Genomic DNA, 24644 nt, shown 5'->3' with positions numbered 1-24644 from the left:
TAAAATACTAAACTGTGAAACATCGCACCTCTGGACCCTCGTTTGCAGGCGTAATTTGTTAAGCTGCTCGCAGTTTTCAGCTACTTACCGTTATGAGTCCTTATGGAATCCTGGAGAGTTAACCTTATTTCCGTGTGGTTCGGTTGCTTTTTCACCGGACTGGCGATCAGCCAAATCCTGCCTTTTCTACCGCTCTATATCTCCCAACTGGGAGTCACCTCGCACGAAGCGCTCTCAATGTGGTCCGGGCTAACGTTTAGCGTCACGTTTCTTATTTCTGCCATTGTTTCACCGATGTGGGGCAGTTTAGCTGACCGTAAAGGGCGTAAGCTGATGCTGTTACGGGCCTCGCTGGGCATGGCCATTGCCATTTTGCTGCAGGCATTTGCAACGAACGTCTGGCAGCTTTTTCTGCTGCGAGGAGTGATGGGGTTAACGTCGGGATATATTCCTAATGCGATGGCGTTGGTGGCGTCGCAAGTCCCGCGCGAGCGTAGTGGCTGGGCGTTGAGCACGCTCTCCACGGCGCAAATTAGTGGGGTGATTGGCGGGCCGCTGATGGGCGGTTTTATTGCTGACCATGTTGGCTTACGTGCGGTATTTTGCATTACCGCCGCGCTGTTGGTGGTGAGTTTTTTGGTCACACTGTTCTTAATTAAAGAGGGTGTCCGTCCGGCGATTAAAAAAAGCGAGCGTTTAAGCGGAAAAGCTGTTTTTGCTTCGTTACCGTATCCCGCGCTGGTCATTAGCCTGTTTTTTACCACCATGGTGATTCAACTGTGTAACGGCTCTATTGGCCCCATTTTGGCGCTGTTTATCAAATCGATGGTGCCAGATAGCTCAAATATCGCTTTTCTCAGCGGGTTGATTGCCTCTGTTCCTGGCATATCCGCTTTGATTTCAGCACCACGTCTTGGAAAACTGGGGGACAGAATTGGTACTGAACGGATTCTAATGGCAACGCTTATCTTCGCCGTGGTGCTGTTTTTCGCCATGTCATGGGTTACCACTCCGTTGCAATTAGGGATATTACGTTTTCTGCTCGGCTTTGCCGATGGTGCAATGCTGCCTGCGGTGCAAACGCTCTTAGTGAAATACTCCAGCGAGCAGATTACCGGGCGCATCTTTGGGTATAACCAGTCGTTTATGTACCTTGGAAACGTCGCTGGACCCTTGATGGGTGCAACCGTATCGGCAATGGCGGGTTTCCGCTGGGTCTTTATCGCCACCGCGAGCATTGTGCTTATTAATATCTGGCAACTGGCTATCGCGTTGCGACGCCGGCGTCTCGCTCGCTGAATAGGGGATTAACAACGCGGGTTGCCCGCGTTGTTAATCCATAATTGAAGATTATATATCTGGGTGACTATTAATCTCCTTACCCTTTTATATTGAATTATTCTGCAGAAAGTGTCATTCCCCCTTATTTTGTGTTGTGATTGTTTTCGCAAAACGTTTTATTTCTGCAATAAATACAACTTTCATCCTCTAGGAAGTTGTGAGTCTTAGTGATAACGTGGCCTTTATTTGGTTAAGGGAATACGAAAATGAAAAATCTCATCACTGAGTTGTTACTTAAGCTCGCCCAAAAAGAAGAAGAGTCGCAAGACCTGGCCGCACAAGTCGCAACGTTAGAGCGGGTCATCATGGAAATGCTGCGCAATATGGCAGCAAATGAGCAGCAAACACTGATTCGTCAAATAGAAGGTGCGCTGGCAGGGGTAAGTCAAATGCCCGCATTTCTAACGACGATGCAAAGTGCTGGCGAGAACTTACCCAAAACGTGTTGAGATATCTGCAGATACTGATCCACGAATTATCATAAAAGTGTCACATCAAATACTTATAGTCGCTTTGTTTTAATTTTACCGTATTTGTACATGGAGAAAATAAAGTGAAACAAAGCGCACTCGCTATTGCCCTGTTACCCTTGCTGTTTACCCCGGTTATTTATGCAGAAACATCTACCGTAGTGGTTATGGATAATCGTGCCGCACAGGGAGATATCACCACTCCGGGTGGCGCACGTCGATTAACGACTGATCAAACGGCAGCACTACGAGATTCTCTGAGCGATAAACCAGCCAAAAATATTATTTTATTGATCGGCGATGGTATGGGGGACTCGGAAATTACCGCTGCGCGAAATTATGCTGAAGGCGCGGGTGGTTTTTTTAAAGGTATTGATGCGTTACCCCTGACCGGACAATACACGCACTACGCGTTGGATAAAAAAACGGGTAAACCTGACTATGTGACCGATTCTGCAGCTTCTGCGACGGCATGGACGACCGGGGTTAAAACATATAATGGTGCGCTGGGCGTTGATATTCACGAAAACGATCACGCCACTATTCTGGAAATGGCCAAAGCTGCCGGTCTGGCGACAGGCAATGTATCCACTGCTGAATTACAGGATGCCACCCCCGCCGCGCTGGTTGCGCATGTGACGTCGCGTAAATGTTACGGTCCGAGCGTCACCGCTGAGAAATGCCCGACGAATGCGCTGGAAAAAGGCGGTAAAGGCTCAATCACCGAACAATTATTGAATGCCCGCGCTGATGTTACGCTGGGGGGCGGGGCAAAAACCTTTGCTGAGAACGCTGCAGCGGGCGAGTGGCAGGGTAAAACGCTGCGTGAGCAGGCTCAAGCTCGTGGTTATCAGATGGTCAGTGATACCGCGACGCTGGCAGCCATTACCGAAGCGAATCAGGATAAACCGCTGTTAGGCTTGTTCTCTGACGGCAACATGCCGGTACGCTGGGAAGGGCCAAAAGCGTCTTACCACGGTAATCTTGATAAGCCAGTCGTGACCTGTACGCCAAATCCAAAACGTAACGACACGGTGCCAACGCTTGCCCAGATGACGGATAAAGCGATTGAGCTATTGAGCAAGAATGAAAAAGGCTTTTTCCTGCAGGTAGAAGGCGCGTCCATCGATAAGCAGGATCACGCCGCAAACCCGTGCGGTCAGATTGGTGAAACGGTCGATCTGGATGAAGCCGTACAGCGCGCACTGGCCTTCGCGAAGAAAGACGGCAACACGCTGGTCGTCGTGACCGCTGACCACGCGCATGCCAGCCAGATTGTTGCGCCAGACACCAAAGCCCCAGGCCTGACTCAGGCGCTGAATACCAAAGATGGCGCGGTGATGGTTATCAGCTATGGTAACTCGGAAGAGGAATCACAGGAGCATACTGGCAGCCAACTGCGTATTGCTGCCTATGGCCCGCATGCGGCGAATGTGGTTGGCCTGACCGACCAGACCGACCTGTTTTACACGATGAAAGCGGCGTTAGGGCTGAAGTAACCTGCTATTTGGTCACTTAATTTTAAAAATGAGGTGGCTATTTCTGCGTCAGCAACCAGACTTACTACACGTCATCCTTCAAGCAGCCAACATCGAGGTCGCTTGAAAGGTGACGTGTAGAGTGAATACTCACAACAGGATGGTGCTATGAAAATAACATTGCTCGTTACCCTATTATTTGGCCTGGTTTTCTTAACTACTGTCGGCGCTGCCGAGAAGACGTTAACCCCGCAACAACAGCGTATGACCACCTGCAACCAGCAGGCGACGGCGCAGACCTTAAAAGGGGATGCCCGGAAGACATATATGAGTGATTGCCTGAAAAACAGTAAGTCTGCGTCTGATGAAAAGAGCCTGACGCCGCAGCAGCAGAAAATGCGTGAATGCAACGTTCAGGCAACAGAGCAGTCACTGAAAGGCGATGATCGTAAAAAATTTATGAGCGCTTGCCTGAAAAAAGCTGCGTAATACATACGGGTGAGCGGATAAAATCGCTCACCCGAAATATCATACTTCCGCCGCCAGACCCCTTTCTATAATTTGGGAAATTTGTTTCAGAATATTCCCAAATACGATGAATGATGAAAACTTTTATCAAAAGAAGGCCGTACCGAATGAAGCATTTATATCGCTTCATCAAAACGACCACCAACGTTCCGGTCTGCGATTTGCCCGACGGATAAGGCTGCCTCGCGCAGTCGGGCTGGGGGGAATGTTTTTCCCCATCGCGTCGGTATTAGTCTCGCAACCCATAACCGGAGGTTGGTGGCTATTACTGGTGGGATGGGCGTTTGTCTGGCCACACCTGGCGTGGCAGTTGGCGAGCAAAGCGGAAGATCCGCTGTACAGTGAATTTACGAATATTAAAGCCGATGCGATCCTCGCTGGCATGTGGATGGGGATCATGGGGGTAAACCTGCTGCCATCCACGGCGCTGTTGATGATTATCTGCATCAACCTGATGGGCGCAGGTGGGGTGCGATTATTCATCGCTGGCGTCGTGTTGATGGTGGTTTCATGCCTGGTGACGCTACAGTTAACGGATATTCCGGTCGTGTTTAGCAGTACGCAACTGAGCGTGCTGTTGTCGCTGCCGGTACTGGTGATTTATCCGCTACTGTTTGCCTGGGTTAGCTACCAGACGGTGATCAAATTGGCGGAGCATAAACGCCGCCTGCAGGTAATGAGTACGCGGGATGGAATGACCGGAGTTTATAACCGGCGCCATTGGGAGCTACTGCTGCGCAATGAATTTGATAATTGCCGTCGTCAGCAACGTGATGCCACGCTGCTTATTATCGATATCGACCATTTTAAGAGCATCAATGATACCTGGGGTCATGACGTTGGGGATCAGGCGATTGTTGCGCTGACGCGTCAGTTGCAAATGACGCTGCGCGGCAGTGATGTGATTGGGCGTTTTGGTGGTGATGAGTTTGCGGTAATTATGTGCGGTACACCTGCAGCCAGCGCAATCGCGGCGATGTCGCGCGTCCATGAAAGACTTAGCCAGTTACGCTTGTCCTGTGCTCCGCAAGTAGCCCTGCGGATTAGCGTCGGTGTTGCTCCGCTGACTTCTGAAACAGAGCACTATCGGGAATGGTTGAAGTCAGCGGATATGGCGCTTTACAAAGCAAAGAATGCCGGACGTAACCGTACTGAAGCGGCGGCCTGACGTCCGACTTGCACTCAGGATTTGCTGAGTTTCTCTGATTGTTCCATGCACTTAACCATCGCTTCGATGACTGACGAACGGAAGCCGCGTTCTTCGAGGACGCGCACTGCCTCAATGGTGGTTCCGCCAGGCGAGCACACCATATCTTTCAGTTCTCCGGGATGTTTACCCGTTTCCAGTACCATCTTCGCCGATCCCATGACCGCCTGTGCCGCGAATTTATAGGCTTGTGCGCGTGGCATGCCACCCTGAACGGCGGCATCCGCCATGGCTTCGATAAACATAAACACATATGCCGGGGCTGAACCGCTGACGCCAACGACCGGGTGAATCATCGATTCTGCGATGACTTCGGCTTCGCCAAAGCAGCGGAAAATATTCAACACATCAGCAGTATCTTCCGGTGTTACCAGCGCATTTGGGGTGACGGACGTCATTCCTGCATTGACCAGTGACGGCGTGTTAGGCATTGCGCGGATAATTTTACGGTCATGACCCAGTGCGCGGGCGAGCTGATCGAGAGTGACGCCCGCTGCAATGGATACCACCAGAGAATCTTTGTTCAGGCTGGAGGTGATTTCACTCAGCACCTTAATCATGATACCAGGCTTCACGGCGCCAAAGACAATATCTGCGATCTGCGCGACTTCTTGCGCAGACTGCGCCGCATTTATGCCGTACTGATCGTGCAGTGCTGCGACTTTATCGGGAGAGGGGGTATAGACCCAGATTTGTCCGGGGAGTACCTGGCCGCTGGCGATCAGGCCGCCAAGAATCGCTTTACCCATATTACCGCAGCCGATAAAACCAATTTTCTTGTCCATCTTGTCACTCCCTATGCGTGATATTCATTGTTTTATACCCGTTATTCTTCAATTCACTTGAATTATTTAGGGTAAATCTGGGAAAGCTAAGCTTAGCGCGGAATGAAGGTGTTCAGAAGGAGAAACAGCGCTTTGCCTGAAAGTAAAAGCACGAGACAATGTGCAATTGCACATGTGTCTGGAGGTGTTATGACGATTTGGGTGGATGCGGATGCGTGTCCGAATGTGATTAAAGACATTTTATATCGGGCTTCCGAGCGGATGCAGATGCCGCTCATTTTGGTCGCCAATCAGAGTTTGCGCGTTCCGCCTTCGCGTTTTATCCGCACCTTACGTGTTCCTGCCGGGTTTGATGTCGCCGATAACGAAATTGTGCGCCAGTGTAGCGCGGGAGACCTGGTTGTCACGGCGGATATCCCGCTGGCCTCTGAAGTCATTGAAAAAGGCGCTGCGGCACTCAACCCTCGCGGTGAACGCTATACCGAGGCGACGATCCGTGAACGTCTGACGATGCGTGATTTTATGGATACGCTGCGTGCCAGCGGGATCCAGACCGGGGGGCCTGACAGCCTTTCACCGCGTGACAGGCAACATTTTGCGGCAGAACTGGACAAGTGGTGGCTGGAAGTTCAACGTAGAAAATAATAACTGTAATTTATTTTTTACACTTTCTTCGTTGTGAATTCTTGTTATAGTAGGGTTTAATCGATTTTATCGCCTTATTGGAATTTATTCTTTACACTTTGGCGATGTACTAGTTTGATGGTATGATTATAACTTTAACAGCATCAGATCCCGCTTACCTGCGGTTCTCTGGGGAACTTCTGTGATGACACAACCGCTTTATCTTGTTGGCCCCCGGGGGTGTGGTAAGACGACAACCGGTATGGCGCTGGCGAAAGCCATCGACTTTCAGTTCGTTGATACCGATCGTTGGTTGCAATCACACGTGCAGATGACGGTGGCTGAAATTGTTGAAAGAGAAGGATGGGAAGGTTTTCGCGCCCAGGAAACGACCGCCTTGCAGGCCGTTACGGCCCCCTCAACTGTCGTGGCGACTGGCGGCGGTATTATTCTTACTGAATATAATCGTCACTACATGCGTAGTCACGGCATGGTCATCTATTTAAACGCACCGGTATCGGTACTGGTAAACCGCCTGGAAGTGGCGCCTGAGGAAGGATTGCGCCCGACGTTAACCGGCAAGCCATTAACCGAAGAAGTGCAGGAAGTTCTTGAGCAGCGCGATGCGCTGTATCGTGAAGCGGCGCATTATATTGTTGATGCGACGAATGAACCTTCGCAGGTTGTGGCCGATATTCTTGCGATACTGTCGCAAGCCCGGTCACGGCTACAGGGCGGAGCTTATTGTTAAGGGCTGCCCGATATAGACCGACCTTTCCACGCTATCCCAGGCGCGCAGACAAATTATCTGTCCTCTGCCAGAGCGTGCCTGTATCACAATTTTCGAACCTCCCGGTATACCGCGGAAAGTGAAAATTAAGCGATAACAATATAGTACTGGAATGATTTGGAATCTTTACACTATGCATCGCCGATCTGCTGCTACGCTTTTGAGCATTTGTAGCGCAGGTCAGCACCCGGCATTTGTCCGGGAATTCACAGCAAAGTAAGAAGACGGTGGAGCAACAAATGAGTACGTCGTTGGCTATCCTCACGATTGGTGTTGTGCCGATCTGTGAGGTGTTACCGCTCCTGACGGAATATATCGATGAACAACACATTACTCACCACAGCCTGCTGGGACAGATGCGGCGAGAAGATGTGATGGCCGAGTATGCGGTCTCGCCCGGCGAAGATTTGTTATTGACGCTGCTGAGCGACCATCAACTGGCTCATGTCTCGCGCCAGAAAGTCGAGCGCGATTTGCAAAGTATTGTTGAAGTGCTGGATAACCAGGGGTTTGACGTTATTTTGCTGATGAGCACGGCCTCAATTTCCCGCCTGACGGCCCGCAATAGTATCCTGCTGGAGCCTTTACGAATTATTCCTCCCCTGGTGGCCTCAATTGTTGAAGGGCATCAGGTTGGGGTGATTGTGCCGGTCGCCGAATTGCTCCATGCCCAGGAACAAAAATGGCAGGTGCTACAGACGCCCCCTGTCTATGCCGTGGCAAACCCGATTCACGGTTCTGAACAACAGCTGATTGATGCCGGAAAAGATCTGCTTGAGCAGGGGGCGGATGTGATCATGCTGGATTGTTTGGGGTTTAACCAACGCCATCGTGATTTACTGCAAAAGTCGCTGGATGTCCCGGTTCTTCTGTCTAACGTACTGATTGCCCGACTGGCATCCGAGTTGCTCGCTTAATTTTGCGTGACAGCTACAACGTCAGGCCCCTATATTGGTTATCAACTTAATCACGAGATAGGGCCAGTTGTATGCTTCAAAGTAATGAATACTTTTCCGGCAAAGTAAAATCGATTGGTTTTACCAGCAGCAGTACTGGCCGCGCCAGCGTTGGCGTTATGGCGGAAGGTGAATACACCTTTGGTACAGCGGCACCTGAAGAGATGACGGTGGTAAGCGGTGCGTTAAATGTGTTACTGCCGGGGGAAACTGAGTGGAAAGTGTATGCCGCAGGGGACGTGTTTAACGTACCGGGCAACAGCGAATTTCATCTGCAAGTGGCAGAGCCAACATCCTATCTTTGCCGCTATTTGTAATTGTTTAGTGCCTGATAGTACTCACTTATCTGGCCTACGCCTATTGTAGGCCAGATAAGTCGTAAGGGGTGGCATCGGGTAATACGACGTCACTCAGCGCTGTGCTTCGCCGCCTAAACCTTCCACCAGGCTTTTAATCAACGCGGCCAGTTCACCCGTCATCAGGATGAAATCGGCATCAAAACGTTGAGCATAGTCTTCACGGTCGATGTCTTCATTTTGATCGCGCAGTTCATCGCTGAACTTCAGACGCTTAATGGAACCGTCGTCGCACATGACAAACTGAATACGCTGCTGCCAGTCGAGCGCCAGCTTGGTGACCAGTTTGCCTGCTTCGATGTGTACGGCAATTTCATCGCAAACCAGATCCTGTTTCTTCGCGCGGATCACGCCACCATCTTCCAGCATCGCTTTCAGTTCGGCTTCATCCAGTAACTGGAAACCTTGCGCCGTCGTGCCGGAACGGACCCATTCGGTCAGCGTCAGTTCGATTGGGTTTTCCATCGTCAACGGGACAACCGGCAGTGAACCGAGGCTTTTACGCAGCAGTGCCAGCGTGTCCTCTGCTTTCTTTGCGCTGGCACAGTCGACAATGATCAGGTCATTGACGGTGTCGATCCACATCATTGTCTGGCTGAAGCGGCTAAAGGCGCGCGGCAGCAATGAGTGCAACACTTCATCTTTCAGCGAGTCTTTTTCGGTCTTTTTGAGCTTGCGACCCTGCTCAGCTTCCAGTTTGGCTATTTTTGCTTCCAGCGCCTGTTTGATAACCGGCGACGGCAGAATTTTTTCTTCTTTGCGGGCGCAGATAATAATTTGGCCATTGGCGGTATGCGTTAATGCATCGCTGTGCGATCCCATCGGCGGAACCCAGCCCATTTTTGCCATATCCTGGCTACCGCAAGGGGTGAATGTCATTGATGCCAGCTGTTTTTCCATCTCTTCGGCACGCAAAGAAACATCGCGGCTAAGACGGTAAACCATTAAATTTTTGAACCACAGCATGATAATTTCCACGGCCTTGTCGTTAAATCCAGCGGGCATGATAGCGAATTGTCGCTATGCTTGCATTGTTAATCGGGAAGAGGAGTAAACCGTGCGTATAGGTATCGATTTAGGCGGTACGAAAACGGAAGTTATCGCGCTTGGCGATGCGGGTGAGCAGCTTTTTCGCTATCGCCTGCCGACGCCGCGTGATGATTATCGACAAACCATAGAAACCATCGCCGCGCTGGTGGAGATGGCGGAAAAAGCTACCGGGAAGACGGGCACCGTGGGGATGGGCATTCCCGGTTCAATTTCGCCTTATACCGGGGTGGTGAAAAATGCCAACTCGACCTGGCTCAATGGACAACCCTTTGACAAAGACCTGAGTACGCGACTGAACCGTGAAGTCCGCCTGGCAAACGATGCTAACTGCCTGGCGGTGTCTGAAGCGGTCGATGGCGCAGCCGCGGGAGCGCAGACCGTGTTTGCGGTGATAATTGGTACCGGCTGTGGTTCCGGTGTGGCGCTCAATGGCCGGGCGCATACCGGTGGTAATGGCACGGCGGGCGAGTGGGGGCATAATCCACTGCCGTGGATGGATGATGATGAGTTGCGCTATCGACAAGAGGTGCCTTGCTATTGCGGTAAACAAGGCTGCATCGAAACCTTTATCTCAGGGACGGGTTTTGCCACTGATTATCATCGCCTGAGCGGAAATCCGCTAACAGGCAGTGACATTATCCGTCTGGTAAACGAACAGGATGCGCTGGCGGAACAGGCGCTGAGTCGGTACGAATTACGTCTGGCGAAATCGCTAGCGCATGTGGTGAATATTCTCGATCCGGATGTCATTGTGCTGGGCGGGGGAATGAGCAATATCGACAGGCTGTACCAAAACGTTCCGTCACTGATTAAGCAGTTTGTTTTTGGCGGTGAGTGTGAAACGCCTCTGCGCAAGGCGTTACACGGTGACTCCAGTGGTGTGCGCGGCGCGGCCTGGCTGTGGCCGCAGGCATAAACGTTTACGTCGCGGGTGCAACCTGTTGCACACCGCGCTTCAGACGACCATAGATCAGCAGTGATGACATCGCGGAAAAAGACAGTAGCGCCGCAGGGATCGTGACGTAGTTGTAGGCAAAGCCCAGCGTCAACATTAAGCCGCCGAAGTAAGCGCCAATTGCGCTACCCAGATTAAAGGCCATTTGCCCTCCGGCCGCGCCCAGCAGTTCACCGCCCTTTGCGTTTTGCAGCAGTAAAATTTGCAGCGGTGCTGATAGCGCAAATAGTCCCGCACAGCAAATAAAGGCGAACGTCAGCGAGGCGGCTTTGATGCCGCCGAATGCAAACAGCAGCAGCAGGGCCACTACAATCACAAAATCGGTTACTACCGCAATGCGTAGCGGCGTGTAGCGACCAGACAGTCGTCCGCTCAGCAAGTTGCCCAACACCATCCCCAGCCCAACCAGCATCATGATGAAAGTCATCAGCGTTTCGGAGAAACCAGAGATGTACATCATGTAGGGTTTTACGTAGCTGAACCAGGCAAAAACACCGGCGTTCCCAAACATGGTGGCGGAGAAAATGAGCCACGGTGCGGGACTTTTCAGAAAGTGAAATTGCTCGCGTAGCCTGCCTTTTGCTTCGTCGCGGAGGTTGGGTACCCAAAACATAACCGACAGAATAACGGCGATGTTAAACACGGCAATCAGCAGGAACGTGTAGCGCCAGCTAAACGTCTGACTCAGCCAGGTGCCAACGGGAATGCCAATCAGATTGGCGACGGTCATGCCGGAAATCATACCCGCTACGGCAGCGGTGACTTTACCAGGACGCGCCAGCTTTGACAGGATAATCGCGCCGACGCCAAAAAATGCCCCGTGTGGAAACCCGGAGACCAGCCGACCTACCGCCAGCATAAAATAGCTGGAAGAGAGGGTGAAGATGGCGTTACCGACCACACACAGAGTGACCAGAAACAGCAGAATATGCTTGAGCGAAAAACGATTGGAAAACACGGCAATAATGGGGGCGCCGATGACAACGCCAAAGGCGTAAAACGAAATCATATGGCCAGCATCGGGGATGGAAATGCCCACGTCACGCGCCAGTTCGGTTAATACACCCATAATGCCAAACTCGGCCATGCCCAGCCCAAACGTCCCGAGGGCTAAAGAGAAAATGACTTTTTTCATACTACCTGCCAACAATAAAGACGCAGGATGTGCGCCACAGCGCCGAATGCTCGCCGCCAATAAAGGGATAGCTTGCGGATAAGAAAAAGAGATTGCCATTTCATATCCGTCTTTGTGTATTCACGATCGTGCTATGTATTATGCCGGATGGTGCTTACGCACATCCGGCTCGTGAATCCACATCCGTTGGTTGATTACTCCACCGCAAACATCTTATCGAGTTTGCTGTAGCCTAATCCGTTGATTTTTTTAACCTTGATCTGCACGGGAATACGTTCTTTCATCGCTTCGACGTGGCTTATCACGCCAATGGTTTTGCCAGTGGCGTTCAGGGCATCCAGCGCGTCGAGGGCGGTATCCAGTGTTTCGCTATCCAGCGTGCCAAAGCCTTCATCGAGGAACAGGGAGTCAATGCGTGTTTTGTGACTGACCAGGTCGGACAGCGCCAGCGCCAGCGCCAGGCTCACGAGGAAGCTCTCGCCGCCGGAGAGCGTGCGGGTATCACGCACGGCATCGGCCTGCCAGGTATCCACCACTTCGAGTTCCAGCGCCTCACTGGCCTTGCGTTGCAACAGATAGCGACCGTGCAGGCGGGTCAGCTGATTGTTGGCCAACCAGACCAGGTTATCCAGCGTCAGTCCCTGGGCAAATTTGCGGAATTTATCACCTTCTTTCGAGCCGATCAGCGCATTCAGGTAGCCCCAGTCTTCGACCTGCAGTGAGGCCTTTTCAATCTCTTGCATCAGGGTCTGCTGCTGCTGGCGGTTTTCGGCATCCTGCCTGAGCTGCTGGCGAATTTCACCCTGGCGCGTAGTGTTATCCCGCAGTTGTTGCGTGAGCTGTGCCAGTGCATCGCGAAGATAGTCCACGGTGAGTGTGAGATCCGCGCCGACAGGCGGTTGCTGCTGATGCGTTGCCAGCGCCTGCTGAGCCTGGTTAAGCAGCGTTTGCGCTTGTTGTAGCTGGCCTTCCAGCGACTGCTTAAGCTGCTCAAGATGGTTAAATGCTTCTTCATCCAGCAGGGCGGCAAGGAAGGCGTCGCGATCGTCAAAAACACTGGCCTGCAATGCGCTATCAAACTGTGCCTGAATTTCTGCTGCGCGTTGAGCTTCCTGCGCTTCCTGTTGTTGCAGCGACTGCCACTGGCCCTGTAACGAGAGGCAGTCATCGTGCACCTGCCGCCAGTTTTCCAGCGCCAGGCTTTCTGTTGTTTCTTCATTTATGCCGGTTTCGGGCAATGTTTCCAGCAATGGTACAAGCTGTGCCATTTTCGCCTGGAGCTCGGTCAGCTCATTTTGGCGACGTTGCCACACCTGCGCTTCGCCCGCACGTGCGTTAAGCCAGGCGGTGATCTCGTCATCGGCAGGAAGTGACAGACCGTAGCGGGCTAATTCAGCCAGAAGCGTCGTCTGCCGCTGTTCAATATGCTGCTGAAGCTGGATTATCTGTTCGGAATGCGCAGTAGTTTGTGCCTGCAGGGCATGACGCAGGCTCAACTGGTGAAGCTGTTGTTCGTGTTCCTCCTGGGCTGCAAGCCAGGGGGCGATATCATCCTGCGGTTGTAACGTTATGTTCAGACGGGTAGTCAGCGCCTGCCACTCTTGAGTAAGTGCTTGCTCCTCCTGAGAAAGCGTCTGTACCTCGCGTTCATCGCGCTGTAGCTGTTGGGTTATCGCGTCGAGCTGTCCGCGTAGCGTTGACCCCTCATCGGCCAGCGTTTTGACCTCTTTTTCCAGGGCTTCACGCCGGGTCTGATTCACGCTCAGTTCGAGCGTTTGATAGCGCTCAATCGCCGGATGCGCGGTGGAGCCGCAAAGCGGACAAGGCTGTCCGGATTGCAGTAAAGCACGCTGGCTTTCCAGATCTTTAATCCGTGCTTCCTGCTCGCAGAGCGTTTTTACATCAGTCAGATGCTGATTTTTATCTTTATAACGCTGACGTTTTTCGGCCAGGGCCGCGTTGCGTTGCGCTTGCTCCTGCTGGCGCTGCTGAATTGTGGTGCGTAGCTGTGCCAGCTGTTTTTGTTTCGGCGCAATTTGTCCATGCAGATTGCTCAGTTGCTGGCGTAATGGACGCAACTGTGCGTGCTGCGCCAGCGCTACCGTGACCTCTTGCGTGCTAAGGGTCAGCGAGGGAAGCGGCAGTGCATCCAGCTTGCGTACGTCGCTGTCGCGGAGTTTTTGCCACTGACGTAGCTGTTCGTTAGCGTCAGATTGCTGTGCCAATAGCGCTTTCCATCCCGCCAGTTCGCTGCTCCACAAGCGGAAACGGTCATGTTCGTTCAGCCAGTCGGTTAGCGTCTGCTGTTCGGTGAGCAGTGTTGTCGACTGTTTTTGTGCCTGCTGACGGATGCGCCCACGCAGCGCTAAGCTGCTTTGTAAGCGAGCATTCACTTCCTGAATATTCTGTCGTGTTCGGCTGAGCGTGGCGGATTGTTCCTGAATTCGCTCCCAGTACGGACGCAACGCTCTGGCGGGATGTGCCAGGCTAAGTGTCGCCAACTGCGGTTGTGCTTTTTCTTGCGCCTCTTTTGCGGTCTGTAAGGCTTGCTGGTGGCGGCTTACTTCTGCCTGTAGCTCATTTTGTCGGATGAGCCAATTGAGATGCTGTTGCTGGATTTGCTGACGGATAAGATGCTGTTTCTCTTCGTCAGTAAGTACCTGCAAACTTTCTGTCAGGGACTGTACCTGCTCTGCGGCGAGCAGGGCAACACCGCTGGCCTGCGCCTGTAGCTTTTCCAGCTCTGTGCGCGCCGCTTTATGTTTTTCGAACACCATGGCGGAGATTTGTCCATAAATCTCGGTCCCCGTCAGTTCTTCCAATAGCTCGGCGCGTTCTTTCGGTTTGGCATTGAGAAAAGCAGCGAACTGCCCCTGAGACAGCAACATAGAACGGGTAAAGCGTCCGTAGTCCAGGCCGGTAAGTTCGGCGGTCATTTCCAGCTTGTCTTTAACTTTATCGGCGAGAATTTTGCCATCCGCGCAGCGAGCCAGTTCGACACGCGGAACCTGCAGGTTACCTTCTGGTTGATTGCGCGCGCGGTTCTGACTCCAGAATGCACGATAGGCTTCGCCTCTGACCTCGAATTCAACTTCGGCCAGACATTCCGCCGTGTCGCGGGTCATCAGGTCATTTTGCGACTGCGATACGGTATTGAGTCGTGGTGTTTCGTGGTACAGCGCGAGGCAAATGGCGTCCAGCAGGGTGGTCTTCCCGGCACCGGTTGGACCGGTGATGGCAAATAGCCCGTTGCTGGCAAAAGGCTCTGCCGTGAAATCAACTTTCCATTCCCCTTTCAGGGAGTTGAGGTTTTTCAGACGCAGGCTGAGAATTTTCATGCTTCGGTCTCCCCGGCGAGCGTGTGTAAGGTTCTGCTAAACAGGTGATTCAGACGCTCACGCTGTGGATCGTCGAGTTCTTCCAGTGCCAGACGGCGGTCAAACACCTCCGTCACGCTCAATTCACTCAACGTTTCGCGCCGTTCATTGGCCATGATGCGCTCGCGTTGTTCACGACTACGCCGCACCAATAAGACTTCTACCGGTAAGTCTTCGGTCAGGGCCTGGATTTTGCGCTGCATATCGTGCAGATAGTCATCGGTCGCGATTTCTATATCTAGCCACACCGGCGGTTCATGATGCGTGCCACGCCATTGTTCCAGCTGTGCGCTAATTGTCGCTAAATCGCCTTTCAACACGGCAAGCTGTTGGGTTACTGGCACGATGAGGTTTTCAACGGCGCTCAGCTTACCGTTTTCAAAGCTCACCAGGTGGACACATTTGCTTTTGCCGCACTCGTCAAAACTGAGTGCAATTGGCGAGCCACAATAGCGAATATGTTCTGTACCGCCGATGACCTGTGCCCGGTGAATATGTCCCAGCGCGATGTAATCCGCTGGTGGGAAGTTTTGTGCCGGAAAAGCATCCAGCGTCCCAATATAAATATCACGTACGGCGTCACTTTTACTGGCGCCGACGGTGGTCAGATGCCCTGTCGCAATAATCGGCAGATTCTGGTCGCCACGCAGCGCGCAGGCGTCCTGATATTGCTGTTGGTAATAGTCGGTGATTGCACCTAATAAATGCTGCTGTTTTTCGTGACCGGTTAGCCCCGCCTGGCTGGTAATGATGTCACGTGGACGTAAAAAAGGAACCGGACAGAGGATCGCGCCCGGCGTGCCGTCGCGTTGAGGGAGCACTTGCGGCGCGTGGCCCGCGCTGGCCACGACGGTGGTATTGAGGAACGCCAGAATATCGCGGGATTCATTGAGTGTGGCAACGGAGTCATGGTTTCCTGCCAGCACGACCAGATGACAGCCCGTTTGCTGTAGATTGACAACAAAACGGTTATACAGCTCGCGGGCGTAGCTTGGCGGTGAACCGGTATCAAAAATATCACCTGCCACAATAATGGCATCCACCTGATGGGATTGTGCCGTTTCCAGCAGCCAGTCGAGAAAGGCCTGGTGTTCAGCGGCGCGGCTCTTGCTGTAGAAATTTTGGCCCAGATGCCAGTCAGACGTGTGGAGGATGCGCATAAGAGTTCCATGACAAAAAAACGATGGCGGAGATTATAACCTTGCAAGGGCGGTAATATCTTGTTTCCGGGCTGTCATAATTCGCCTGGCTGCGTTAAACCTGGACTATCTTTTCATAAATCTGTCATAAAAGTGACGCATAATGCCACGGTATTGATGGCAAACGATTTAATTATAAACAGGGCAAATCATGGCGAGACGTATTCTGGTCGTAGAAGATGAAGCTCCAATTCGTGAAATGGTCTGCTTCGTGCTCGAGCAAAACGGTTTTCAACCCGTAGAAGCCGAAGACTATGACAGTGCTGTGAACCAACTTAATGAACCCTGGCCGGATCTCGTCCTGCTTGACTGGATGCTTCCCGGCGGCTCGGGTCTACAGTTTATTAAACACCTCAAGCGGGAAGCGATGACGAGGGATATCCCCGTGATGATGCTGACGGCGCGCGGTGAAGAAGAAGACCGTGTACGGGGTCTGGAAACCGGCGCGGATGACTATATTACTAAGCCGTTCTCCCCGAAGGAGCTGGTGGCGCGTATTAAAGCCGTCTTACGACGTATTTCCCCCATGGCGGTGGAAGAGGTTATCGAGATGCAAGGGCTGAGTCTTGACCCTACCTCGCACCGTGTGATGACCGGTGAGGACCCGCTGGATATGGGACCTACCGAATTCAAATTGCTCCATTTCTTTATGACTCATCCTGAGCGTGTCTACAGCCGCGAGCAGTTACTCAATCATGTGTGGGGAACCAACGTATATGTAGAGGACCGGACGGTCGATGTGCATATTCGCCGGTTGCGTAAAGCGCTGGAGCATAGCGGACACGATCGTATGGTGCAGACGGTACGCGGGACTGGATATCGCTTTTCGACCCGCTTCTGACTGCAGGTAATAAGAGCCTGAGGGATTAGGCTGTAAATGGAGTAAGACGTTTGCTTGAACGATTGTCATGGAAAAGGCTGGTACTGGAGCTGATCCTCTGCTGCATACCGGCTTTTATCCTTAGCGCTTTTTTTGGTTATCTACCCTGGTTTTTACTGGCGTCGGTAACGGGCCTGCTTATTTGGCATTTCTGGAATTTATTGCGTTTGTCCTGGTGGCTGTGGGTCGACAGGAGTATGACGCCTCCACCGGGTCGTGGCAGTTGGGAGCCACTGCTCTACGGCCTGCATCAAATGCAGTTGCGTAACAAAAAGCGCCGTCGCGAATTGGGCAACCTCATTAAACGCTTTCGCAGCGGTGCCGAATCTCTGCCTGACGCAGTGGTACTGACCACTGAAGAAGGCGGGATTTTCTGGTGTAACGGACTGGCACAGCAGGTTTTAGGGTTACGCTGGCCGGATGATAGCGGGCAAAACATTCTTAACCTGCTGCGCTATCCGGAATTTACGCTGTATCTGAAAACACGCGACTTTAGTCGGCCAATTAATCTGGTACTCAACACCGGACGGCATCTGGAAATTCGTGTAATGCCCTACACCGATAAGCAATTGCTGATGGTGGCGCGTGATGTTACGCAGATGCACCAGTTGGAAGGTTCCCGACGTAACTTTTTCGCCAACGCCAGCCATGAGCTGCGCACGCCGCTGACGGTGTTGCAAGGTTATCTGGAGATGATGCAGGAGCATCCGCTGGAAGGGACGACGCGAGAAAAAGCGCTGCATACCATGCGTGAGCAAACCTACCGTATGGAAGGGCTGGTGAAGCAGTTGCTGACACTGTCGAAAATTGAAGCCGCACCGGCGATGATGCTCAATGAAAAGGTGGATGTGCCGATGATGCTGCGCGTGGTTGAACACGAAGCACAGACGCTGAGCCAGCATAAACACACGTTTACTTTTGACGTTGATAGCCAACTGCATGTGCGGGGCAACGAAGAACAACTGCGTAGCGCAATCTCAAACCTCGTGTATAACGCAGTGAATCACACGCCTGCGGGAACGCATATTACCGTACGCTGGCAGCATGTGGCGTCGGGAGCGGAGTTTAGCGTGGAAGATAACGGTCCGGGGATTGCTGCTGAGCATATTCCACGTCTGACTGAGCGTTTTTATCGTGTAGATAAAGCACGATCCCGACAAACGGGGGGGAGCGGATTAGGACTGGCGATTGTGAAGCATGCCCTGCATCATCACGACAGCCGTTTGAATATCGACAGCACCCCAGGCAAAGGGACACGATTTAGTTTTGTGCTCGCGGAACGTTTAATTGCCAAAAATAACGGTTGAAACGTATTCGTAAGCTTATCTTTCCAAAAGCCAGCGCAAGCTGGCTTTTTTTATTGTAGTCAATAAACAGATCCTGAATTTTACGACGTTTGATTGTTTTTTGTTCGCATGATTACCCATGTCTTTTTCCAGGGAATGGTGTTTTGTGCTAGCTCAATTTTTCATATCGCTATATTGTTCTGGTTTTTAGATCCCACCTTGCTTTAAAACGTTATAAGCGTTTAAATTGCGCATCAAATGCTGTCATACCGACTGCATTTACGCGGTAAATCGAAAAACTATTCTTCGCCGCGCCAGGCAGGGAGAATTTCCCGCTGGAATTGCTTAAAAATGCCGCTGTATCATCCCGCAGGGAAAGGCAGAAAATTAAACGTTTTCAACACCACATCCACAGGCAGTAAGACTTTATGACCCATCAGTTAAAATCGCGCGATATTATCGCTCTGGGATTTATGACATTTGCACTGTTCGTTGGTGCAGGTAACATTATTTTCCCCCCAATGGTTGGTTTGCAGGCAGGCGAACACGTCTGGACCGCAGCCTTTGGCTTCCTGATTACCGCTGTAGGCCTTCCGGTACTTACCGTGGTCGCACTGGCGAAAGTGGGCGGCGGCGTGGACAGCCTGAGCACGCCTATCGGTAAAGTTGCCGGTCTGCTGCTGGCTACCGTCTGCTATCTGGCCGTGGGGCCGTTATTCGCCACGCCGCGTACCGCAACGGTTTCGTTCGAAGTTGGGATTGCACCGCTGACCGGTGATTCCGCGCTGCCGCTGTTCATCTACAGCGTGGTGTACTTCGCGATTGTGATTCTGGTGTCACTGTATCCCGGCAAACTGCTGGATACCGTGGGCAACTTCCTTGCTCCGTTGAAAATTCTGGCACTGGTTGTGCTTTCCGTGGCGGCGATTGTCTGGCCAGCGGGCCCTATCAGCAATGCGATGGAAGCCTATCAAAACGCAGCTTTCTCGAATGGTTTTGTGAACGGCTATCTGACGATGGATACGCTGGGTGCGATGGTATTTGGTATTGTTATTGTGAACGCAGCTCGTTCGCGTGGCGTTACCGAAGCGCGTCTGTTGACCCGTTACACCGTCTGGGCGGGTCTGATGGCGGGCGTGGGTTTAACGCTGCTGTACCTCGCGTTGTTCCGCCTGGGTTCAGACAGTGCGACGCTGGTCGATCAATCTGCTAACGGCGCGGCAATTCTGCATGCGTATGTTCAGCACACCTTCGGTGGTGCAGGCAGTTTCCTGCTGGCGGCGTTGATTTTCATCGCTTGTCTGGTCACTGCGGTTGGCCTGACCTGTGCGTGCGCTGAGTTCTTCGCACAGTATGTTCCACTGTCTTATCGTACGCTGGTGTTTATCCTTGGCGGCTTCTCGATGGTGGTCTCTAACCTGGGCCTGAGCCATCTGATTCAGATCTCTATTCCGGTGCTGACGGCTATCTATCCGCCATGTATCGCACTGGTTGTATTAAGCTTTACCCGCTCATGGTGGCATAATTCTTCCCGCGTCATTGCACCTGCGATGTTTATCAGCCTGATTTTTGGTATCCTTGATGGCATTAAAGCTTCTGCAATTGGCGATGTCTTACCAGCCTGGACCCAGCGTTTACCGCTGGCAGAACAAGGGCTGGCGTGGTTGATGCCAACAGTCGTGATGGTGGTCCTGGCCGTTATCTGGGATCGCGCAGCGGGTCGACAAGTGACCTCCAGCGCACACTAATATCACTGACAATAAGTTTTAACCACGGGGCTATTAATATGGCCCCGTGGTTTTTTTATTGTGTTAACAGGTTAGGAATCGATGGAAAGTAATAACAAGCTAAAGCGTGGGCTGAGCACCCGGCACATTCGCTTTATGGCATTAGGTTCAGCAATTGGCACCGGGCTGTTCTACGGTTCAGCCGATGCCATCAAAATGGCGGGGCCGAGCGTGTTGTTGGCCTATATTATCGGTGGCGTCGCGGCGTACATTATTATGCGTGCGCTGGGCGAAATGTCAGTCCATAACCCCGCAGCCAGCTCTTTCTCGCGCTATGCGCAGGAAAACCTTGGACCGTTGGCTGGTTACATTACCGGCTGGACCTACTGTTTTGAAATCCTGATTGTCGCTATTGCCGACGTGACAGCCTTCGGTATTTATATGGGCGTCTGGTTCCCGGCCGTACCGCACTGGATTTGGGTACTCAGCGTCGTGCTGATTATCTGCGCTATCAACCTGATGAGCGTGAAGGTGTTTGGTGAGCTGGAATTCTGGTTCTCGTTCTTCAAAGTCGCCACCATCATCATCATGATTGTTGCTGGTTTCGGCATTATCATTTGGGGGATTGGCAACGGTGGGCAACCGACCGGCATCCATAACCTGTGGAGCAACGGCGGGTTCTTCAGCAACGGCTGGCTCGGCATGGTGATGTCGCTGCAAATGGTGATGTTCGCCTACGGTGGGATTGAGATTATCGGGATTACCGCGGGTGAAGCAAAAGACCCGGAAAAATCTATTCCGCGCGCCATCAATTCTGTCCCCATGCGCATTCTGGTGTTTTATGTGGGGACGCTGTTCGTCATTATGTCTATCTACCCGTGGAACCAGGTCGGCACAGACGGCAGCCCGTTCGTTATGACATTCCAGCACATGGGCATTACCTTTGCGGCGGGCATTCTCAACTTTGTGGTTCTGACTGCGTCGCTGTCAGCCATTAACTCTGATGTATTCGGTGTAGGCCGTATGCTGCACGGCATGGCGGAGCAGGGCAGTGCCCCGAAAATGTTCGCCAAAACCTCGCGCCGCGGCGTGCCGTGGGTCACGGTGATGGTGATGACCATCGCGCTGCTGTTTGCGGTATATCTAAACTACATCATGCCGGAAAACGTCTTCCTGGTGATCGCCTCTTTGGCAACGTTCGCCACGGTTTGGGTGTGGATCATGATCCTGCTGTCGCAGATTGCTTTCCGTCGTCGACTGCCGCCGGAAGAAGTCAACGCGCTGAAGTTTAAAGTACCGGGTGGGGTAACGACGACCATTGTTGGCCTGATTTTCCTGGTCTTTATTATTGCGCTTATCGGCTATCATCCGGATACCCGCATTTCGCTGTACGTCGGTTTTGCGTGGATTCTCCTGCTGCTGGCAGGTTGGGTATTCAAACGCCGCCGTGAGCGTCAACTGGCAGAAGTACAGTAATTTGTTTGCCGGGTAAGACAGTGTCGTCACCCGGCAACATCTCCTCCCCCGCGCTCCTCCCCCAATAAACGTTAAGATGATGAGTGATCCTGCACTTCGCTATGGCAAGGTGTCGTCATTATCATCAAAGGGGATACGTGATGTTGAACGCCTGGCACCTTCCGGTTGCCCCATTTGTGAAGCAAAACAAAGATCAACTGACGATTACGTTATGGCTGGCAGGGGAAAATCCTCCTCAGCGGGTGACGTTACGCGCAGAAAACGATAACGAAGAGATTTCGCTAGCTATGCACAAGCAGCGTAGTCAACCGCACCCAGGTGTCACCGTGTGGCGCGCGGCGATCGATCTTACCCGCGGGCAGCCCCGTCGACGCTATAGCTTTAAATTACTGTGGCTCGATCGCCAGTTGTGGTTCACCCCGCAGGGATTCAACCGCTTTCCGCCTGCGCGTCTGGAGCAGTTTGCCGTCGATGTGCCAGATAATGGTCCACAATGGGTGGCCGATCAGATTTTTTATCAGATTTTCCCGGATCGCTTTGCCCGCAGCCTGTCGCGCGATGCAGGCCAGGATAATGTGTATTACCATCACGCTGCCGGACAGGATATTGTGCGACGTGACTGGGATGAACCTCTCACTGCTCAGGCCGGTGGTTCGACGTTTTATGGCGGAGATTTGGACGGCATCAGCGAGAAACTGCCGTATCTGAAGACGTTAGGGGTAACGGCGCTGTACCTGAATCCGGTATTTACCGCACCAAGTGTACATAAATACGATACTGAAGATTATCGCCATGTTGATCCGCAGTTTGGCGGCGATCGGGCGTTGCTGCGCTTGCGGCAGAACACGCAACAGCAGGGGATACGCCTGATTCTGGACGGTGTTTTTAATCATAGCGGCGACTCACATGCCTGGTTTGACCGGCATAATCGCGGGACGGATGGAGCGTGTCATCATCCGGATTCCCCCTGGCGCGACTGGTACCATTTCTCTGATGATGGGGTTGCGCTGGACTGGTTGGGGTACTCAAGCCTACCCAAACTGGACTTTTCCTCTGAAAGCCTGGTGAATGAAATTTATCGTGGCGAAGACAGTATTGTTCGCCACTGGCTAAAAGCACCGTGGAGTATGGACGGTTGGCGACTGGATGTCGTGCATATGCTGGGCGAGGCGGGGGGCGCACGTAACAACTTGCAGCATGTCGCCGGAATTACGCTGGCGGCGAAGGAAACCCGGCCAGAAGCGTATGTGGTGGGTGAGCATTTCGGCGATGCCCGTCAGTGGCTACAGGCTGATGCTGAAGATGCTGCTATGAACTATCGCGGCTTTACCTTTCCTGTCTGGGGCTTTCTTGCGAATACTGATATCTCTTACGATCCGCAGTCGATTGACGCCCAGACCTGTATGGCGTGGATGGATAACTACCGCGCGGGCCTGTCGCACCAGCAGCAGCTGCGGATGTTCAATCAGCTCGATAGTCACGATACCGCCCGCTTTAAATCGTTGCTCGGAAAAGATGTCGCCCGCCTGCCATTGGCGGTAGTGTGGCTGTTCACCTGGCCTGGCGTGCCCTGTATTTACTACGGTGATGAAGTGGGGCTGGACGGGAATAACGATCCGTTTTGCCGCAAGACGTTCCCGTGGCAGCCTGAACATCAGGACGCTAACCTGCTGGCGTTGTACCAGCGACTGGCAAAATTACGCCACCAGAGCCAGGCGTTACGCCATGGCGGTTGTCAGGTGATTTATGCCGAGGACAACGTGGTGGTGTTTGTGCGGGTACTGAACCGCCAGCGCGTGTTGGTGGCGATCAATCGCGGTCACGCTTGTGAAGTCGTGCTGCCAGCCTCACCGTTGCTCTATGTCGGTCAATGGCAACACAAAGAGGGCAAAGGCCAACTCGTCGATGATATCCTGACGCTGCCCGCAATATCGGCTTCAGTCTGGATGAGTCATTGATACAAGCGCGCGATTTCCTCACTGGCCAGCAGCGTTTCTCGCCACCAGCGCTGCGCCAGTCCTTCGCTACTATTGCGCCATGCCATATAGGCGACGTCTTTTTGACGAAATGAGATAACCGTTTTTTCTACCAGTTCACCGCTGGCAATCCATGGGCTGGCAATGTGGCGGGGGAGAAATCCGCAACCCATTCCCGCCCGCAACAGCATCACCTTGCTGTGGAAATCATCGACGCGAATCTGCGCCTGTTCATCCATCAGGTTGGTCTGTAACGGGTGGCAAAAGCGAGCGCTGTCGCTGATAACAATCGCCCGGTGCAGGCACAATTGTTCGTTCGTCAGGTCATCAGGCACGCTCGCCAGCGGGTGTCCTGGGGCGACGACAAAGACATTGTCCAGCGTGCCGAGCATTTTGTAGGACCAGGCGGCGGATGTGGGTGGTTCATTAATTGCGCCGAGGATAATATCCGCCCCGTTATGGGTCAGTTCTTCCCATGAACCCGCCAGCGTATGGTGGGTGAAGTTGAGACGAGTTTGTTTATTAAGTGCATGAAATTCATCAATAATGGGTAGTAATGTGGCAAAGGGGAAGGAGTCATCGAGCGCGATTGCCAGCTCCTTTTCCCAGCCGGAACTTAGCTGTATTGCTTGCTTTTCGAGATCTTTTGCCGCACTCAGCAGCAGACGCCCCTTTTCCAGCATCATCCGTCCGGTGTCGGTGAATTTTGCCCGGTGTCCGGAACGGTCAAGCAATTCGATGTTCAGATCGCTTTCCAGCTTCTGAATCATATAACTGAGTGCTGCAGGTGTTTTAAATAGCGATTCGGCCGCTGCGGCAAAAGAACCGTGTTTGTCGAGTGCATCGAGGATCAGCAGAACATCCAGATTGAGGCGCATAAGCAGAAAATATCCTGATAATTAAACCCCTCTGTTGTACCGAACGACGAAAAACAATGCCAGTGAATAAATTAGATGAGTCATGTGTATTTTTTTGATGATGGCCGGGATATATCGCAACGTGAAATAATTAATTTCACGGGATGGTAAGTTTTCTTTAATAACTCGTT

General features: G+C 52.4%; 21 protein-coding genes. 15 read left to right on the top strand and 6 right to left on the bottom strand.

The window, feature by feature from the left end; all coding sequences use genetic code 11:
- Positions 1-102: 102 nt before the first annotated feature.
- The 5 genes from NNN64_RS08630 (at position 103) to adrA (ending at position 4985) form a co-directional block, all read left to right on the top strand.
- Entirely contained in the window at positions 103-1299 is a 1197-nt protein-coding gene (locus tag NNN64_RS08630; RefSeq protein WP_202039330.1) for a multidrug efflux MFS transporter, read from the top strand.
- 248 nt (positions 1300-1547) lie between these two features.
- Complete coding sequence (locus NNN64_RS08625) at positions 1548-1790, top strand: sigma-S stabilization anti-adapter protein IraP (RefSeq protein WP_271441109.1); 243 nt, start codon at positions 1548-1550, stop codon at positions 1788-1790.
- A 104-nt stretch (positions 1791-1894) separates the two neighbouring features.
- Positions 1895-3310, top strand: coding sequence for an alkaline phosphatase (gene phoA / locus NNN64_RS08620; RefSeq protein WP_271441108.1), 1416 nt, complete (start codon positions 1895-1897; stop codon positions 3308-3310).
- Between the two features lie 147 nt (positions 3311-3457).
- The gene (gene psiF, locus NNN64_RS08615; protein ID WP_271441107.1) at positions 3458-3778 is read left to right on the top strand and encodes a phosphate starvation-inducible protein PsiF; all 321 of its coding nucleotides are present in this window, start codon (positions 3458-3460) and stop codon (positions 3776-3778) included.
- 91 nt (positions 3779-3869) lie between these two features.
- Positions 3870-4985 carry a diguanylate cyclase AdrA gene (gene adrA / locus NNN64_RS08610; protein ID WP_271441123.1) on the top strand — a complete coding sequence of 372 codons (1116 nt, stop codon included), beginning with the start codon at positions 3870-3872 and terminating at the stop codon, positions 4983-4985.
- A 14-nt stretch (positions 4986-4999) separates the two neighbouring features.
- On the opposite strand, the gene proC is transcribed toward adrA, so the two are convergent.
- Positions 5000-5809 (bottom strand): pyrroline-5-carboxylate reductase, encoded by an 810-nt coding sequence (proC, locus tag NNN64_RS08605; RefSeq protein ID WP_048212460.1) that lies wholly within the window; start codon positions 5807-5809, stop codon positions 5000-5002.
- Between the two features lie 189 nt (positions 5810-5998).
- Between proC and NNN64_RS08600 the strand changes: the two genes are divergently transcribed.
- The 4 genes from NNN64_RS08600 (at position 5999) to ppnP (ending at position 8496) form a co-directional block, all read left to right on the top strand.
- Complete coding sequence (locus NNN64_RS08600) at positions 5999-6454, top strand: YaiI/YqxD family protein (RefSeq protein ID WP_101741820.1); 456 nt, start codon at positions 5999-6001, stop codon at positions 6452-6454.
- 184 nt (positions 6455-6638) lie between these two features.
- Positions 6639-7184, top strand: coding sequence for a shikimate kinase AroL (gene aroL, locus NNN64_RS08595; RefSeq protein WP_137384660.1), 546 nt, complete (start codon positions 6639-6641; stop codon positions 7182-7184).
- A gap of 278 nt (positions 7185-7462) precedes the next feature.
- The gene (locus NNN64_RS08590) at positions 7463-8140 is read left to right on the top strand and encodes an AroM family protein (RefSeq protein ID WP_271441106.1); all 678 of its coding nucleotides are present in this window, start codon (positions 7463-7465) and stop codon (positions 8138-8140) included.
- A gap of 71 nt (positions 8141-8211) precedes the next feature.
- Positions 8212-8496 carry a pyrimidine/purine nucleoside phosphorylase gene (gene ppnP, locus NNN64_RS08585; RefSeq protein WP_003021477.1) on the top strand — a complete coding sequence of 95 codons (285 nt, stop codon included), beginning with the start codon at positions 8212-8214 and terminating at the stop codon, positions 8494-8496.
- 93 nt (positions 8497-8589) lie between these two features.
- On the opposite strand, the gene rdgC is transcribed toward ppnP, so the two are convergent.
- Complete coding sequence (gene rdgC / locus NNN64_RS08580; protein WP_137384658.1) at positions 8590-9501, bottom strand: recombination-associated protein RdgC; 912 nt, start codon at positions 9499-9501, stop codon at positions 8590-8592.
- A gap of 91 nt (positions 9502-9592) precedes the next feature.
- Here rdgC and mak point away from each other — a divergent pair, with 91 nt between their 5' ends.
- Complete coding sequence (gene mak / locus NNN64_RS08575) at positions 9593-10501, top strand: fructokinase (RefSeq protein ID WP_271441105.1); 909 nt, start codon at positions 9593-9595, stop codon at positions 10499-10501.
- A gap of 4 nt (positions 10502-10505) precedes the next feature.
- Here mak and araJ read toward each other — a convergent pair whose 3' ends face one another.
- The 3 genes from araJ to sbcD all read right to left on the bottom strand — a co-directional run bounded on the left by araJ (position 10506) and on the right by sbcD (position 16212).
- On the bottom strand, positions 10506-11675 hold the full coding sequence (araJ, locus tag NNN64_RS08570) for an MFS transporter AraJ (RefSeq protein ID WP_137384707.1): 1170 nt from the start codon (positions 11673-11675) through the stop codon (positions 10506-10508).
- A 194-nt stretch (positions 11676-11869) separates the two neighbouring features.
- Positions 11870-15013, bottom strand: coding sequence for an exonuclease subunit SbcC (gene sbcC / locus NNN64_RS08565; RefSeq protein WP_271441104.1), 3144 nt, complete (start codon positions 15011-15013; stop codon positions 11870-11872).
- Entirely contained in the window at positions 15010-16212 is a 1203-nt protein-coding gene (gene sbcD, locus NNN64_RS08560) for an exonuclease subunit SbcD (protein WP_271441103.1), read from the bottom strand. Before sbcD ends, sbcC begins: the two co-directional genes overlap by 4 nt.
- 190 nt (positions 16213-16402) lie before the next feature.
- On the opposite strand from sbcD, the gene phoB reads away from it, so the two are divergent.
- The 5 genes from phoB to malZ all read left to right on the top strand — a co-directional run bounded on the left by phoB (position 16403) and on the right by malZ (position 23578).
- Entirely contained in the window at positions 16403-17092 is a 690-nt protein-coding gene (gene phoB, locus NNN64_RS08555; RefSeq protein ID WP_003021496.1) for a phosphate response regulator transcription factor PhoB, read from the top strand.
- 50 nt (positions 17093-17142) lie between these two features.
- Entirely contained in the window at positions 17143-18438 is a 1296-nt protein-coding gene (gene phoR, locus NNN64_RS08550; RefSeq protein ID WP_271441102.1) for a phosphate regulon sensor histidine kinase PhoR, read from the top strand.
- Positions 18439-18845: 407 nt separating this feature from the next.
- Positions 18846-20165 carry a branched-chain amino acid transporter carrier protein BrnQ gene (gene brnQ, locus NNN64_RS08545; RefSeq protein ID WP_040232748.1) on the top strand — a complete coding sequence of 440 codons (1320 nt, stop codon included), beginning with the start codon at positions 18846-18848 and terminating at the stop codon, positions 20163-20165.
- Between the two features lie 81 nt (positions 20166-20246).
- Positions 20247-21620: a proline-specific permease ProY gene (gene proY, locus NNN64_RS08540; protein ID WP_271441101.1), complete on the top strand. Its 1374-nt coding sequence runs from the start codon at positions 20247-20249 to the stop codon at positions 21618-21620.
- 140 nt (positions 21621-21760) lie between these two features.
- The gene (malZ, locus tag NNN64_RS08535; protein WP_271441100.1) at positions 21761-23578 is read left to right on the top strand and encodes a maltodextrin glucosidase; all 1818 of its coding nucleotides are present in this window, start codon (positions 21761-21763) and stop codon (positions 23576-23578) included.
- Here the strand turns inward: malZ and NNN64_RS08530 are convergent.
- Complete coding sequence (locus NNN64_RS08530) at positions 23572-24474, bottom strand: LysR family transcriptional regulator (RefSeq protein ID WP_271441099.1); 903 nt, start codon at positions 24472-24474, stop codon at positions 23572-23574. The genes malZ and NNN64_RS08530 overlap by 7 nt on opposite strands.
- Positions 24475-24644 lie beyond the last annotated feature (170 nt).

Source organism: Citrobacter sp. Igbk 14 (assembly GCF_028069825.1).
Taxonomy (GTDB): domain Bacteria; phylum Pseudomonadota; class Gammaproteobacteria; order Enterobacterales; family Enterobacteriaceae; genus Citrobacter.
This window is presented reverse-complemented; position numbering and strand designations above follow the sequence as displayed.

Bases quoted from the DNA above. Each gene is read 5' to 3' on its own strand.
- NNN64_RS08630 (WP_202039330.1), top strand. From the start codon at position 103: ATGGAATCCTGGAGAGTTAACCTTATTTCCGTGTGGTTCGGTTGCTTT.
- NNN64_RS08625 (WP_271441109.1), top strand. From the start codon at position 1,548: ATGAAAAATCTCATCACTGAGTTGTTACTTAAGCTCGCCCAAAAAGAA.
- psiF (WP_271441107.1), top strand. From the start codon at position 3,458: ATGAAAATAACATTGCTCGTTACCCTATTATTTGGCCTGGTTTTCTTA.
- proC (WP_048212460.1), bottom strand. From the start codon at position 5,809: ATGGACAAGAAAATTGGTTTTATCGGCTGCGGTAATATGGGTAAAGCG.
- NNN64_RS08600 (WP_101741820.1), top strand. From the start codon at position 5,999: ATGACGATTTGGGTGGATGCGGATGCGTGTCCGAATGTGATTAAAGAC.
- aroL (WP_137384660.1), top strand. From the start codon at position 6,639: ATGACACAACCGCTTTATCTTGTTGGCCCCCGGGGGTGTGGTAAGACG.
- NNN64_RS08590 (WP_271441106.1), top strand. From the start codon at position 7,463: ATGAGTACGTCGTTGGCTATCCTCACGATTGGTGTTGTGCCGATCTGT.
- ppnP (WP_003021477.1), top strand. From the start codon at position 8,212: ATGCTTCAAAGTAATGAATACTTTTCCGGCAAAGTAAAATCGATTGGT.
- rdgC (WP_137384658.1), bottom strand. From the start codon at position 9,501: ATGCTGTGGTTCAAAAATTTAATGGTTTACCGTCTTAGCCGCGATGTT.
- araJ (WP_137384707.1), bottom strand. From the start codon at position 11,675: ATGAAAAAAGTCATTTTCTCTTTAGCCCTCGGGACGTTTGGGCTGGGC.
- sbcC (WP_271441104.1), bottom strand. From the start codon at position 15,013: ATGAAAATTCTCAGCCTGCGTCTGAAAAACCTCAACTCCCTGAAAGGG.
- sbcD (WP_271441103.1), bottom strand. From the start codon at position 16,212: ATGCGCATCCTCCACACGTCTGACTGGCATCTGGGCCAAAATTTCTAC.
- phoB (WP_003021496.1), top strand. From the start codon at position 16,403: ATGGCGAGACGTATTCTGGTCGTAGAAGATGAAGCTCCAATTCGTGAA.
- brnQ (WP_040232748.1), top strand. From the start codon at position 18,846: ATGACCCATCAGTTAAAATCGCGCGATATTATCGCTCTGGGATTTATG.
- proY (WP_271441101.1), top strand. From the start codon at position 20,247: ATGGAAAGTAATAACAAGCTAAAGCGTGGGCTGAGCACCCGGCACATT.
- malZ (WP_271441100.1), top strand. From the start codon at position 21,761: ATGTTGAACGCCTGGCACCTTCCGGTTGCCCCATTTGTGAAGCAAAAC.
- NNN64_RS08530 (WP_271441099.1), bottom strand. From the start codon at position 24,474: ATGCGCCTCAATCTGGATGTTCTGCTGATCCTCGATGCACTCGACAAA.